Raw genomic sequence first — 14405 nt, 5'->3', positions numbered from 1 at the left:
GCTTTGCCAAGTCAGCGCTGCTGGGCGAATCGGCCCGCTGGTTGCCCCTGCCGGGGCAAGTGCACGGCAACCGATTTCTGCAGCCACCGCCGCATGGCCAAGCCGCCGGCCAAGGCACCAGCGGCGGCGGCCCACGGAACCAGCCGGTAGTCCGAAGTGAATACCAGGACCGAGGCAATCAGCACCACGGACAGGATGCTGTCCATGAACCTGATAGCAAATACCGGCCGTGCATTCTCGTGTACCGCAGCCAGCAGGCCATACGGCGTGGATGCCGCCACCGCGCTGGCATACGCCAGCCACCCGGTAACAGCAAGACCTGACGGGCGGATGCCCGTCAGCAGAGGTCCGCCCCAAGGCAGCAGCACCAGCCCAATGGCCGCGCAGCCTGCGGTGGCCAGCAAAAGCTTGAGCACCACCGAATCAGTGTTCTTCAGCTGGCGCCAAGGACCGGCATCTCGGTCGCGGGCCAGCGACGCAAACAGGTAGGCACAGGTGCCGGTGACCAGCAGCATCGCAGGAGCAGCATAAAGCCTAGCCGCCTCCAGCGCGCCGGCTGCGGCGAGGCCGATCAAGGCGGTGACGAGCACGCGCATCACGGTCAGCTGGGCCGGGCGCAGTCCTTGCAGGGCAGAGCGCCAGATTCCGAATCTGGCCACAGCCCGGATTTGCGCCGGACGGCGGGCCGGCGTTTTTTCGCTGTTTGGCAGGCGCAGCCAACCGAAGGCGGTTCCGGCGCATTGCCCGGCCAGGACCGCCAAGAAGAACGCTTCCAGCGTCAGGGTGGAGAAGACGCCGAATCCCAGCAGCACCATGCTGGTGGTTCCCAATACCACCAGGTCCACCGCGATCAGCTTTCCGAAGCTGAGGATCACCATGTAACTGCGCCGAACCAGCTCTTCAGCGACGTAGGCAACCACTGCCAGGCCGTAGAGCACAGCTCCGAGCAAGCCCAGCTCGGTACCCGCCCAGCAAAGCAACGCTCCGATGGCCCCCAGGGACAGGGCCAGCAACGCGAGCCAGAAGCGCAGTCCGGCCCGCACATGCGGATCATGCCGGTCCAGTACCGTCAGCGAGTCGCCGACAAAGCCGGAGATGACGGCGGCTGCAAGGATCAGCGCTCCGTAAAGCGTCGAAATGAGGCCCAGCGCCTCCATCCCGAGAAGCTTGGCGGCCAGCATCAGCACAATCAGGCTCGTCAGGGACTGGATTGCCTGTGCCGTGGAAGATGAAGCTACACCGGCAACCTTGTTCAGCAGGGTTCTGGCTAGAGTCATTTCTTCTCTGCCTTCAACGTGAACAACCCTGGAGCGTGCTGGTTGTCCAGATCCACCTGCACCTTTGCCACGGCGCCGGCATCTTGGACGATGAAGGCGTAGTGGGCGCTGGCCTGCTTTCCTGCCTCGATCGTGCCAGAGAAGTCATAGGCCTCGACCTCGCCGTATAGCGGCAGTGCTGCCTGCTGGCCCTTGCCCGGCACGAGGTTAATGATCACACTGGAGATGTCCAGTTCCTCACCGGATCCATTGCTAATCCGGACCTCGTACACCCGGTATTTCGCTCCGGTGAAATAGCCTGGTCCCTCGCTTTTCACGATGCCATTGCCGATCGCGGCAACCGTGACGTTGACGCCGTCCCGATAGCTGGCTTGTGTCGCATCCTTCATATTCGCCGACATGCGGTCTGCGGCCCTGACTGCTTCACCGGAGCGCTTCACCACCGGCAGCTTTCCATCGCCGGCTTCGAAGGCTATCCCGCTGTAGTCCGCTGGCTTCTCTACTTCGGGTGTTGGCTCGTCGCTGGGCACTTTGGTAGCTTCCAGCTGCGGCGCACTGTCTTCCGGTGCCTTCGTCGGATTGGCCTGGGGCTTCCCAGTTGGCGGTGCGTACGGTGATGGTGCTTGTTCTTGCGGCGCCGCATTGTCCAGCTCGCTCGCCTGGGGCGCAGCTGAAGTGCACGCTGCAAGCAAGAAGATCGACGAGCAGAGCATCGCCAGCGTTGACAGAATTCTTATCCGTCCGGCGGGTTTCGTGGCAAAGGAGTCGGCGGCAGCTGGGGGGCAAGTCGTGTTTTCGCGCGACTGACATGCCGCCGACTCCGCCTCATGAGCCCACCCGGAACTCGCAAGCGGGAATTCTCCCGCGCAGGAAATCGGATGGACTGGTTGATGCGCATCCGGCGGTGTCCCGCCAGAGCAATTCTTGTTGATAGCCCGAGTGCTTCCAGGCTCATGTGCTCGCAACGAACGCATTTTCTGATCCCCCACAGAATCCGTACTGCTTTGTTTTCGAACATTGGTTGCGCTTGGCACCCGATGAGAGGTAGCGCATGCTTGCGGATCCTGGCTGCAAATTGATCCGGCCCGATATCTGCTTGTCCCAGTGGCCCTGCCACGGCGTGCCCGCGGGCAAGCTGCAAGTTCTCATCCTGGCTCCTAGTAGGCACCGTCGGGCTTGATCATGACCTGGAAGGTACGCCAGATCAACCGCAAATCGCTGAGCACGGTCCAGTTCTCTGCGTAGTACAGATCCAGCCGCACGCTTTCCTTCCACTCCAGGTTTGACCGTCCGGAGACCTGCCAAAGTCCGGTCACCCCCGGCTTCAGCAGCAACCTGCGGCGGGCCTGGCCCTCATAGGTTTCCACTTCGGCGAACAGCGCCGGACGGGGTCCGACCACCGACATGTCCCCGCGCAGGACGTTGAGGAACTGCGGCAGCTCATCCAATGAATGCTTGCGCAGCCAGTTGCCGCACCGGGTGACCCTCGGGTCGTCTTTCAATTTGAACAGCGGCCCTGCCCCTTCATTCAGCTTTTGCAGGGCGGCCAATTGCGCTTCGGCATCGTGGACCATGGTGCGGAATTTGATCATCTTGAAGGGGCGGCCGTCCTGTCCGGCCCGTTCTTGGAGGAAGAAGATCTTCCCCGGGCCCTCGCGCCGGATCAGCAAGGCGATCACCAGGAAAACCGGTGACAAGGCCAGCAAGGCGAGCAGCGAGAAGACGATGTCGAAGCCGCGCTTGCAGAGGTATCGCGCTCCGGTGAACTTTGCCAGTTCCACATGCAGCAGCGGCATCCCATCCACGGGGCTGGTCCGCACGCGGCGGCTGGCAACCCCGATGATCGAGGAGGCCACGATGAGCCTGGTCCCGGTGCCCTCAAGCCGCCAGCCCAGTTGCTGCAAGGCTTCATTGCCACCGGGTAATGGTCCGGCCACGATCACCGAATCAGCATGCAACCGCTGGATTTCCTGCTCGATGGCGCCGGTGTCGTAGGCCAGAGGAAGGGTCGGATCGGTTTTGCGGATATCGCGTTCGGCTTCCGGATCCGCCGCGCCGTCCATCAGCGCGCCAACGACCCGGTAGGCGGGCCCGGATTTCTTGGAAATCTGGCGGACGGCGTACGGGACGTCGGTGGGCTGGCCGTAGATCAGCACATTGCTCAAGGCGTAGCCGCTTCGGCTGCGCCAGCTCAGCCACTGGCGACAGGTCCACCTGCTCAGCAGCAGTGCGGGCAGTCCCAGCGGCAAAGAGAGGACCAGGAAAATTTTCAGGCTGTCCTGGCCGGTGAGCACGATAAGTACCCCCATGAAGCCCGACAGTGCCAGCCCCGAATAGACCATGATCTTGTATTCCTGCATCCCCACGGCAACACTTCCCAGCCGGTGGGCCTTGAAGGATAGCAAGCTGGCCATCCAGGCGAAGGTGAGCAGCAACCCGGCCAGCACGTAGTAATGCGTGCTACCCGCAATGAACTGCGGCATCTGCGAGCTCTGGAATTGCGTGATTGCCGGCAAGGAGCTCACCAAGGAAATGACCAGCAGATCAGTGCCGTAAAGCCGACGCAGATAAGCGCGGCCCCGGGCACTGGCGGTACCGGTTTCCTGATTTGTCCTTGGAGGTGCGAACGTCCAGGTGCCGAGAGAAGATACGCGATCTTCGCGCAGCCTGCTGCTAATTTGCGACATGTCTTGTTCCCACCCTGGCTAGCGATTCGACGCAGCAAGGGTGGTCGCAGACCGGCAACACAACGTCAATCATCTGTATTCCCCCAAGAAATAAGCGAGTTCCCCAATACACATGGCAATCGCGCTGTCCCACCAGCCCGGCTGCCGTTCTCGACCTTGAGCCTATGATGCGAATGCATCCGATGCACGAGTGGAAGAACACTCAAAAGATGGCCTGCATATCCTTCAAATACTCACACGGCACTTGGTTCATACTCGCTCGCTACTTGGAAGGAAGTTTCCGGGCATGGAAAAACCCTGCACCGGCGCAGAGGGGTTGCCGATACAGGGCCTTTTCGGGAAGGGACCGGCGGTAGCGCTGGGGGTAATCCTCGCGGATTCGCTGGCCGCCGGCCCCGTTTCAGGGAAGAGCTTCGCCGCCACGGCACCGACCGCGCACCCTACGGATAGGCACTCGTTCGCAAAAGAACGCCTGCGTAAGTCTCCAGCTCCCGCAAATCACATTACCCACCTGTGCTGGGCCGGGCACGGGTGGTACCTACTCCAAGTTTGCGCAAACCGGCACGTGCTACCTGCCGGTTGTACCCGCTTCAAGCCCTGCGTGATCCAATTCCGCGCGCTCGGTAATCCCCAACTTCGAAAATACCCGGTAGAGATGCCCCTCCACCGTGCGCTGCGAGACCGTCAAGGTCCGGGCAATCTGCGCGTTATTCAATCCCTGCCGGGCCAAACCGACGATTTCCGCTTCCCGGGCGGTCAATTCGGTCAGCGCCAGGACACGGGCGATGTACTTTCCCGGGTCCATCCCCTGTTGGTCGATCAGTTGGGCGGCCCGGCGCAGCAAGGCGCCGCAGCGCCGCTGGTCCCCGGACTGGGCGTAGCGTTCGGCCGCCCGGGCCCAGGCCTCGATCACCACCAGGTATTCTTTCTTGGCCAGGGCGTCCTGGGCCAGCTGCTCCAGCGGCTCGCCAAGCTCTGAGCCTCGCAAGTCCATCAGGCGCGCCAAAAACGCCGCTCGCGATCCCTGCTGCCCCGCAGCCAAGGCACGCAGTCTTTCACCCATCTGGGATTCGGCCAGCTCCTGGTCCCCCAGCTGCCGGGTCATGCTGAAAAGGAATTCGCGTTCCACCAGCGGGAAGCACTCCAGCGACTCACCCGGATACGGATGGCCCAGTCCCGCTGCGAAGGCCCGTGCGAAGATGCGCTGCTTCGACGACTCCTCGCCCAGTTGTCCGTTCAGCGAAATCGTACCGCTGGAACTGAAGGACTCGGGCCCGGTGACCAGGGCTTCAGGCACCGGAAAGCCCAACCGGGCCAGCAGCAGCCGGTACAGATTACTGGCCAAGGCCAGCAGTTGAGTGGTGTCCGCAATCTGCAGTTCCGTCACGGCCTCGGCCATTTTGGCCATGGCGAGCTGTACTCTGCCTTGCAGCAGGTGGCTGACGCCGTCGAGCAGCGAGATTGCCCCCTGGTAGTACTGGATGGAACGGAGCCGGGCATGGCGGTAGGAGTCGATGAATGCCGCGGCGCGCTCGTATTGTCCCAAGAACAGCAGGTTCCAGCCAATGCGGAAGAACACCCGGACCTCGTACATGGACTGCGGGGCCGGGTACTCCTTGAGGTCTTGCAAAGCCGGTTCCATCAGATCCAAGGCCTGCTGGCACCGGCCGGCGGACGTGTGCAGGTCGCTGAGCACCATCATGCCGATGAAGCGCACCTGCGCGGGCAGCAGCCGGTCCTCCAGGAATTCTTGCAGCTCGGAAACGCTCGGCAGTGGACCGCGGGCGGTATTGACCCTGAGCCAGAAATCCAGGACCCTGGCCCCTGCGCTATGCAGGGCCAAGAAGCTGGCTACCTCTTCTGCGTCCGCGTGCCCCAGGGCCCGATGCTTCCAATCGTCCAGGATCCGCCCCAATTCGACGCCATCGGTTCCGATATTCGTGGTGACCTCCAGCAGGTAGGCGTAGGCCTGCCCCAGCAGCGCCAGATCGGTCAGCTGATCGATCAGGCGCAGCAACAGCGCGCGCGCGGCATGGTGCCGCCCCATGCTCAGCAGCATCCGCGCTTCGAGCAGCGCTCCTTGCCCATGATGCCGGGCGAGCTTACCCAGGACGCATAGGCGCAGGGCCAACCCGAAATTCAGTTCCCGAGCGGCCTGCTCGGCCAGATCCAGGACCAACTTCATGGGCACCTGCTTACCGGTTTCCAAGGACCACAGCACCTCGCGGGCGTTTGGCTCTTTTCCCAGCGAGACCGCCGCGGTAACCCACAGGTCATGCAGCTGTGCGATGTCATGTTCGGTGGCCAAGGCGCGGACGATCCGCTGCATCAGCTTGGATTTCAAGACCATTGCCGGGCCTTGCTGCATCAGCTCACCGATTTTCAGCAGCCGTTGGTAAGGCAATCCGCACTGCTCCAGCACTTCTGGGGGCTGCGGGCCAGCCAAAGCCAACAGCAACAGCGACTGCTGCTCCTGAACGGACAGGGTCCGGGTGATTTCCCGGCCCAGCGTCAACATTGGCGTATCGATTTCCGGAAGTGCGCGGGCCACGATCCATACCGGCTCGTGGAGCCCGTGGCTCTGCAGCAACCTGTCATCGTGGAAAAGCGTGCCTTGTTCCAGGCAGGATGCAGCATAGGCTTCAACGAAGCTGGGGTTACCGCCGGTGACCACGTCGATCAGGCTCACCGTGCCCTCGGCGAGCTTGCGTCCGATCACGCCTTCGGCCACCGCGCGCACTCCTTTGCGGTCCAGGCGCTGCAGGGCCATGGTGGTGAAGGATCCCAGCTCGGCCAGCGCGCCCAGCGGGCTATCCGCTTCCAACGACCCGCTGCCCAGAGCCAGCACCTTCACCTCGGCGTTTTCCACCAGCAGAGAGAGGATAAAGCAGGACTGCGGGTCCAGGAACTGCGCATCTTCGACGACAACGATATGCGGTTCAAGCTGCCCGCGGCTGGAAAGCAGGCTCCGATTCAGTTCGCGCAGCACGCTCACCGGCTCGTCGATGCTCTCCAGGGCCCCAAGATATGGCGACAAGGCACCATGGGCAACAGTGCTCAAGGACGGCGTGCCATACAGCGTCATGATCGGCTCGCCCGCGCCCGAGGAGGCAAGCACTGCCTCCACGAGGCTTGTCTTGCCCACGCCCTGCTCGCCCAGCAGCAAGACGCCGGCGGGACCTGGCCTTTGCAGGATCTGCAGCAGCCGGTTGTATTCAGTTGGCCTGGTCTTGGTAATCAGTTGATGCTGTTTCATCGCAGCCCTGCGGTACGGCGGCTGGTGCGGTCAAGCGCAGTGAGCTCCTGGCGATTTCGGACCTGGAGCTTGGAATATACCTGGTACAGATGCCCCTCCACGGTGCGAATCGAGACGCCATTGAATTTTGCAATTTCCGAATTCGTTTTGCCAGTTATGGCCATCTTGGCGATCTGGGCCTCACGCTTGGTCAACTCGCGCATCCAGCCCGGCTGCTGTTCGATGGCTTCAAACTGCAGCTCGTCGTGCTGCTGGATCTGCGGAGCCGAGGCCCGCTTGCGGCCGTTGACTGCCCGGGCAAGCTTGCGCTGATCCCTGGCTTCCATTGATGTGACGAACTCGTTGTTCGATGGCACGGACATGAGCAAGTGCCCGGCCTCGACCATGCTGTCCAGAGCCGCTGCCAAGCGCGGCGAGTCCTTGGCCGCCGCCGCGTCTGCGAGCGCCTCCAGATTCTGTCCGACAAGGCCCTCGCAGCGTCTGGCGGCGCTGCGCAGCTGCGGCAGCACCAGCTGGTCTCCCAGCCGCGCGGCGAACCCCAAGGTCAGCGCTTCGAGCAGGGTGTGCTGGCCGCCGCGGGCACGCTGGGCGAAGGTTGCCAGCCGCAGCCTTGCAGCCTGCGGCGAGCCGATTTCGGCCAACGCAAGGCAGGAGAAGACTTCTGCCGCCCAGGAGTAGAAGCTCAGCGGCATCTGCATCGCTCCGGGGGTCCCGTATTCAGGGCATACCAGTGCGGATGCCTCCACCCGCCTCCCGGAGCAAGCCAGCGCATAGGCAATGACCGACCCAATCAGCGCTTCGGTTCCCCGGTCTCCGGCCACTTGCATCTGGTGCAGGTTCGGTTCCAGCAGGCGCAAGGCAGCGTCGTAGTCATTGCCCAGTCCCAGCAGGATCCCCCGCATGATGTCCCCGTAGGAAATGAGCAAGGGACTGATGTACTGCCCTTCGGCCAGGCGCTGGGCGCGGGCTGATGCCGCGTTCCAGACTCCGGAGAGCAATTCGGCCTGGAGCAGCTGGAACTCTATGTCTGCTGCGTCCTCGGAATGGAAATTCGAGACCGTCGGGCCGTTGAAGCGGATATTGCGCAGTTCCCCGTCCACGTAACTGACCAGCTTCATGGCATCGGCCTGTCGCGACTGCGCCGCCCAGCTGGCAGCTTGCAACGACAGGGACCGCAGGTGCAATGACTCGCTCATCCAGCCTGACGAAGACAGCAGTGACTCGCTGCTGCCAGCGATGCTCGTTTCTTTGGTCATCTCGGTGCTGAATAAGGTCGCGAACGTGCTGAGCAGTTCCAGTTCCTGGAATGCGGTATCCAGGGATTCGCGCGGACCGGACTCCCTGACGGCCTGGGCCAGTCCCGCCCTGGCCAGGTCGATTGCTTCGAGTCCGTTGGACAGCTGGCCGAGCATGGCCTGCGCGCGCACGTGCATCTCCACGATGGCCACCCGGGTGCGCGGGTCAGTTGGCCAGCATTCGGCGTGATAGCCCTGCTGCTGGAAGTCTTCTGCCACCCTGAGCTGCGATTCGTAGTCGCCAAGGTCGTTCAGGGATTTCAGTTGCGCAAGGATCCGGGCAGCCAATGGGTCCTTGTGCAGCTTGGCCAGCAGTTCCACACCGTGAGGGTGGGCCTGGTTGCTGGATTCGGCGCGCACGAGCAGGGACAGCAGCGGATTGGATATGCCTACCTTGTAGGCGGCGCCGGGCAGGTACTTGGCCTGGCCACGGTTCAGCAAGCCGTCAAGCTCGCAGGTCAGGCCCGAACGCCGGATGCGGTTGAGTTCCACCGGCCCGCCCAGTGCCAGGGCCCCGAGCAGTTCGCGTTCACCGTCATCGAGCCCATGGACCAGCGAAGCGTGCAGGGCCTGCATCGCTGGCCCGGAATCGAGCGCGTTCATCCGCAAGGCCCAGGTACCGTTGCGCTGCAGCAGCTGGCCGTCTTCGCGCCAGCTGTGCATCAGCTTGAGCATCAGCGAGCGGTTGCCCCCGGCCAAGTAGCACAGGGTTGCCGAGGCGTAGGCGGAGACCCGCCCTTCCAATTCCTGCTGGACGAAAGCGTGCGTTTCCATGCTGCCCATGCGCTCGACGCGCTGGTGCGCCAGCCGGCCCGAACGGTACAAGGCGAACAGGTCCCCAGGAAGATCCTGCACGTGTTCGCAGATCACGAAAAGCTTGATCTTGCCCATCGTGGCCAGCTGGGCGAGCAAGGAGCTGGATTGCTCGTCGATCAATTCAGGCCGCCCGAGCACCACCATTGACGAGCGCTGGTCGGTGCACAGCACCCGGCCCAGCTGGTGGATCAGCTCATGACGGCTCGAAGCTCCGGCCACGTCGACTTGGGCAAGCAGGAATGAAAGCACACCGAAAGGCACTTTCGTGCCGAAGTTGCTTCCGTTCAACCGGATCAGCTTCGGCGGCTCAGCCATCTGGCCCAAGTCGGTTTCCAGCTGCGCCCTTCGACCGCTGCCCGGTGGTCCGGAGACCACAGCTCCGGCGCAATGCGGGTCGTTCAGGACCCTGCCCAAAATGCCTTGCGAAATCCGCGAAAGTTTCGAAGTTGTCTTGCTATCTCCCCGCTGCGATCGAGCATTGCGAGTGCCCGCCAGCGAGAGAATTCGTGAATATTCCATTATTCAAACCGCCCCAATCGGTTCGTTCCCCCAAATTAACCGTGAAAGAATCTGTCAGGACTCTTCCTCGTGTTTCCCCATCCTAGGACTTAAAGGCAGCGAGAACACTGGGTTCGGCAGGATAAATGAAGCTCAGTCACTTTTTCTTCTTTTCCCAGTGATTGCACAACACTTCGCCTTCACTCGGGAACAACGAGTTAGTCCCCATGACTTTTCTAGTTGACTTGGAATAACTCGCACCTTGGGAAGGATTGCCGAGCCTAGATGAGGGGTTCTGGCCGTTCACCTGCCATTCACTGGGACCACACCCGATTTTTACCTACCCGGTTTTTATGGCGTTACGCGATTCTGGCCAAGGAACTGATCCAGCAAGTCGGCTAACGGCTTCGGCGCGAAGCCGGTCGCTTGCAATTTTGCGGTGTCCAGCGTGCTGTTCGCCGGCCGGGGTGCCAACTGCGGCCGGCCCAAGGCATACTCCCGGGTGGAAACCGGCTGCACGGAATCCGGGTCATGGCCGCACAAGGCGAAGACCTCGCGGGCAACCTGGTACCAGCTGGCGGGTTCGCCGCCACCCTGCAGGTGATAGGTCCCCGGGGCGCTGCCGGCATCAATCAAATGCATGATGCCGCGGGCCAGCTCGCTGGCGAAGGTCAACCGGCCGATTTGGTCATCGACCACCCTGGGCGCGATTCCCTGCTCGGCGAGCCGGCGCATGGTAGACACGAAATTGTTGCCCTGCCCGATAACCCAGCTGGTGCGCACCACATAGTTTCTGGTGTGGGCCAGCACGGCCTGCTCGCCGGCGGCCTTGCTTTGGCCGTAGACTCCGAGCGGCGCGATCGGATGCAACTCATCAACCTCGCGTTGCGCGCCATCGAACACATAGTCGGTGGACACATGCACCAGCGGCACCCCCCGCTCGGCGCATCGTGACGCCAGCTGGCGCACGGCCACGGCATTGACCTGCCACGCTTCGGCACTGCCCGCAGGGGTTTGCGCCCGGTCCACTGAGGTCATCGCCGCCGCGTTGACCACGTGGCTGCAATTTGCAAGGTCCAGCGATGCCGCGAAGCCCGGGGACTGCAAGTCGGTCTGGGCGCGGGTATACAAAGCGATCCGTTCATCTGACTTCGCCAGCTGGGCGAAGGCACGTCCGAGCTGACCGTTCCCGCCGAGCACCGCAATTTTCTTGGGCTGCACTGGTTTCGCCTGCGCCAGCGGTGGGTGCTCCTTGTCCGCCTGTGAAACTATGGCCTCATCCAAGCTGATGGGCCAGGGGATGTCCAAATCCGGGTCGGCCAGATTGACGTAGCTGTATTCCAACCGGGCTGGCTCGGTCCAGTGCTCGGTGACCAGGTAGGAGTACACGGTATTCGAGGCCAAGGTCTGGAAGGCGTTGGCCACCCCGCGGGGCACGAAGACCGCTTGGCCTTCGCCCACCTGAGCGGTGAACAGCCTGCCGAAACCGTGCCCGGGACGCAGGTCCACCCAGGCGCCGAAGATCTCCCCAGACAGCACCGAAATGTATTTGTCCCATGGCTCGGCGTGCAATCCGCGAGTGGTCCCGCGCTGGCCATTGAAGGAGACATTGTTCTGCACCGGACGGAAGTCCGGCAAACCCGCAGCCACCATTTTCTCCCGCTGCCAGTTCTCCTTGAACCAGCCGCGCTCATCGCGGTGCACCGGCAGGCTGACCACTTTGAGTCCCTGAATCGGGCTGTCCTCTACCCGTAGCTGTGCCGCGCCGCCCATCAGCTGGCAACCTTGAACGCATCGGCCTGCTGCGCATAGCGCTGCTCGGTCTGTGCCTTGGCCGGCTCCCACCAGGAGCGGTGCTGACGGTACCAGCCAATGGCCTGCTCCAGGCCCTGCACCAGGTCGGTGTACCGCGGCTGCCAGCCAAGCTCGGTGCGCAGCACCGTGGAATCGATGGCATAGCGCAGGTCATGGCCGGCCCGGTCGGCCACCGCATCGAAGTCATCGGCTTTCCTGCCCATCAGCTCCAGAATCAGGGCGAGCACTTCGCGGTTGCTCTTCTCTCCGTCCGCACCAATCAAATAGGTGCGCCCGGTCTGGCCCGCTTCCAGAATGAGCTGCACCGCCGAGGAGTGGTCGCTGGCGTGGATCCAATCGCGCACGTTTGTTCCATTGCTGTAGAGCTTGGGCCGCAATCCCCCCAGGACGTTGGTGATCTGCCGCGGGATGAACTTCTCCACATGCTGGTACGGCCCGTAGTTGTTCGAGCAGTTGGATAGCGTCGCCTCGATCCCGAAGGAACGGACCCAGGCCTTGACCAGCAGGTCGCTGGAGGCTTTGGTAGCCGAATAAGGGCTGGATGGCTTGTAGGGCGTGGTTTCGGTGAAGCGCTGCGGATCATCGAGTTCCAGGTCTCCATAGACCTCGTCGGTGGAAATATGGTGCAGGCGCACACCGTGGTTGCGCACGGCTTCCAGGAGTTCGAAAGTTCCCAAGACATTGGAATTCACGAAGCTGCGCGGGTCATGCAAGGAATTATCGTTGTGCGTCTCTGCCGCGAAGTGGACCACAGCATCATGCTGCGGCACCAGTTCGTTGACCAACACGTAGTCGCAGATGTCGCCAACAACAAGGTTGACGCGTTTGCTGTCCAAGCCTTCCAGCGACTGCCGGTTGGCGGCGTAGGTCATCTTATCCAATACGGTGATTTCACTGTCGGAATGCGCAATCATATGGTGCACGAAATTTGCCCCAATGAATCCTGCTCCCCCAGTTACAAGGATTCTTTTCATCTCACCAATGTAGCCAGTGGGCACCGCGGCCAAGCAGCTTCCTAGCAATTCTCGAGTATGACTACTCTGACAAGATCGCTGCCCGCTTCATTAGGCTCGATAGCCATGAGGGGAATAATTCTAGCTGGGGGAACCGGGTCTCGTTTGCACCCGATCACGCGAGGCATCTCAAAGCAATTGGTGCCTGTCTTCGACAAGCCGATGATCTACTATCCGCTGACCACGCTGATGCTCGCTGGAATCAGGGACATCCTGGTCATCACGACGCCGCAGGATGAGGGGCAGTTCAAGTCCTTGCTCGGCGATGGCTCGCAGTTCGGCATCAATCTGTCCTATGCCGTGCAAGCCCGGCCTGAAGGCCTGGCCCAAGCGTTCATACTTGGCGCCGAGCACATCGGAGGGGAATCCGTGGCGCTGGTGCTGGGTGACAACATCTTCCATGGACCGGGGTTCGGCACCCAGTTGGGAAGCTACGCCGACCAGACCGGCGCGACGATCTTCGGCTACTGGGTCAAGGATCCCAGGTCCTACGGCGTCGTCGAGTTCGATAGCTCCGGAAGGGCCGTATCGCTGGAAGAGAAGCCGCTGGACCCGAAAAGCCACTACGCTGTTCCGGGATTGTACTTCTACGACAATTCCGTGGTTGGCAAAGCCCGGACATTGCAGCCTTCGGCCCGTGGAGAGCTTGAGATCACCGACATCAACCGCTTGTACCTCGAAGAGGGCAACCTCAACGTCACGGTGCTGGCCCGCGGAACTGCGTGGCTTGATACCGGAACCTTCGATTCGCTCAACGACGCCTCCAACTTCGTGCGCACTGTCGAAGCGCGGCAGGGTTTGAAGATCGGTTCTCCCGAGGAAGTTGCATGGCGCCAGGGGTTCATCTGCGATGACCAGTTGCGCACTTTGGGCCGGGAGTTGGGCAAGAGCGGGTATGGCGATTACTTGCTTCAGCTGGCAGAAAACAGTTTCGTCGATCCCCATCATTCAACGCGTCCTGCCGCTATGCCGGCTATCAGCTGATATTCGAGGGCTTCGCGGCTTCCGGACGCCGTTGGCACCCGGAAGCAGTGCGCTGGCTAGCGCGTCGAGCGCAGCGAGAAGAACAGGAAGCTCAAGAACGCGTCGCGTTCACGCAAGGCTTCTGGAATCACGCCTTCGGGCGCATCCTTGGCATACGGCGGCTCCCAAACACGCTCCACCGCGAACCCTGCGGAGATCAGTGCCTTCATAGTTTCATGCAAAGGCCGATGCCAATAGGTCAGTTCGGCAGGCTTCCCCTTGAAAGTCACTTCGTCGGTGTACTGGGTGAGCTGGAAGTAGTCCTTGCCTCGGTGGTTGAACGGGTAGAGAATCGGATGGTTCACCGACATGATGAGCCGGCCGCCGGGCTTGAGGACCCGGCGGACTTCCTCCAGTGCGTAGTCCCAGTCCGGCAAATAGTGGAACACCAAGGAAGCAATGGCATCGTCAAAACTGTTGTCGGCATACGGGAGCTTCTCCCCCAATGTCGCCACTTTCAGGTCGGCATCTTCGCCCAGCCGCTGGCGTGCCAGGTCCACCATTGCCCGGCTGGTGTCGAAGCCCGAGACGCTCGCTCCACGGCTCATGAGCTGTTCCGACAGCGGGCCGGCGCCGCAGCCGATATCCAGGATGTTCCGGCCGGCAACCTCTCCTGCCAGTTCCAAGGTGGCCGGCCGCTCATAGTAGGCGTTCAGCATGCTGAATTCGTTCTCGTCAGCGTAGTCCTGGGCGAAATCGTCGTAGTTGCTTTCCTGTGGCACGGG

Annotated in this window: 9 protein-coding genes; 1 reads left to right on the top strand and 8 read right to left on the bottom strand. The window is 62.1% G+C overall.

What is annotated here, in order from left to right; all coding sequences use genetic code 11:
• Window positions 1–11: 11 nt before the first annotated feature.
• The 7 genes from ACIOJF_RS16130 to rfbB form a co-directional block, all read right to left on the bottom strand.
• Window positions 12–1277 carry a hypothetical protein gene (locus ACIOJF_RS16130; protein WP_402741879.1) on the bottom strand — a complete coding sequence of 422 codons (1266 nt, stop codon included), beginning with the start codon at window positions 1275–1277 and terminating at the stop codon, window positions 12–14.
• Entirely contained in the window at window positions 1274–1807 is a 534-nt protein-coding gene (locus tag ACIOJF_RS16125) for a hypothetical protein (protein WP_402741878.1), read from the bottom strand. The genes ACIOJF_RS16130 and ACIOJF_RS16125 overlap by 4 nt, the downstream gene beginning before the upstream one ends.
• A 627-nt stretch (window positions 1808–2434) precedes the next feature.
• Entirely contained in the window at window positions 2435–3964 is a 1530-nt protein-coding gene (locus ACIOJF_RS16120; RefSeq protein ID WP_105661121.1) for a sugar transferase, read from the bottom strand.
• A 568-nt stretch (window positions 3965–4532) separates the two neighbouring features.
• Entirely contained in the window at window positions 4533–7220 is a 2688-nt protein-coding gene (locus ACIOJF_RS16115) for a LuxR C-terminal-related transcriptional regulator (protein WP_402741877.1), read from the bottom strand.
• Window positions 7217–9745: a LuxR C-terminal-related transcriptional regulator gene (locus tag ACIOJF_RS16110; protein WP_402741876.1), complete on the bottom strand. Its 2529-nt coding sequence runs from the start codon at window positions 9743–9745 to the stop codon at window positions 7217–7219. Before ACIOJF_RS16110 ends, ACIOJF_RS16115 begins: the two co-directional genes overlap by 4 nt.
• Window positions 9746–10180: 435 nt before the next feature.
• Window positions 10181–11602, bottom strand: a complete 1422-nt coding sequence (gene rfbD, locus ACIOJF_RS16105) for a dTDP-4-dehydrorhamnose reductase (RefSeq protein WP_105661118.1) — start codon at window positions 11600–11602, stop codon at window positions 10181–10183.
• Window positions 11602–12618: a dTDP-glucose 4,6-dehydratase gene (gene rfbB / locus ACIOJF_RS16100; RefSeq protein ID WP_105661550.1), complete on the bottom strand. Its 1017-nt coding sequence runs from the start codon at window positions 12616–12618 to the stop codon at window positions 11602–11604. Before rfbB ends, rfbD begins: the two co-directional genes overlap by 1 nt.
• 105 nt (window positions 12619–12723) lie before the next feature.
• On the opposite strand from rfbB, the gene rfbA reads away from it, so the two are divergent.
• The gene (gene rfbA, locus ACIOJF_RS16095; protein ID WP_105658087.1) at window positions 12724–13641 is read left to right on the top strand and encodes a glucose-1-phosphate thymidylyltransferase RfbA; all 918 of its coding nucleotides are present in this window, start codon (window positions 12724–12726) and stop codon (window positions 13639–13641) included.
• A gap of 56 nt (window positions 13642–13697) precedes the next feature.
• Here the strand turns inward: rfbA and ACIOJF_RS16090 are convergent, their stop codons facing one another.
• Window positions 13698–14402 (bottom strand): class I SAM-dependent methyltransferase, encoded by a 705-nt coding sequence (locus ACIOJF_RS16090; RefSeq protein WP_131087980.1) that lies wholly within the window; start codon window positions 14400–14402, stop codon window positions 13698–13700.
• Window positions 14403–14405 lie beyond the last annotated feature (3 nt).

The sequence above is a fragment of the Glutamicibacter sp. NPDC087831 genome (genome assembly GCF_044742845.1).
Taxonomy (GTDB): Bacteria; Actinomycetota; Actinomycetes; order Actinomycetales; family Micrococcaceae; genus Glutamicibacter.
This window is presented reverse-complemented; position numbering and strand designations above follow the sequence as displayed.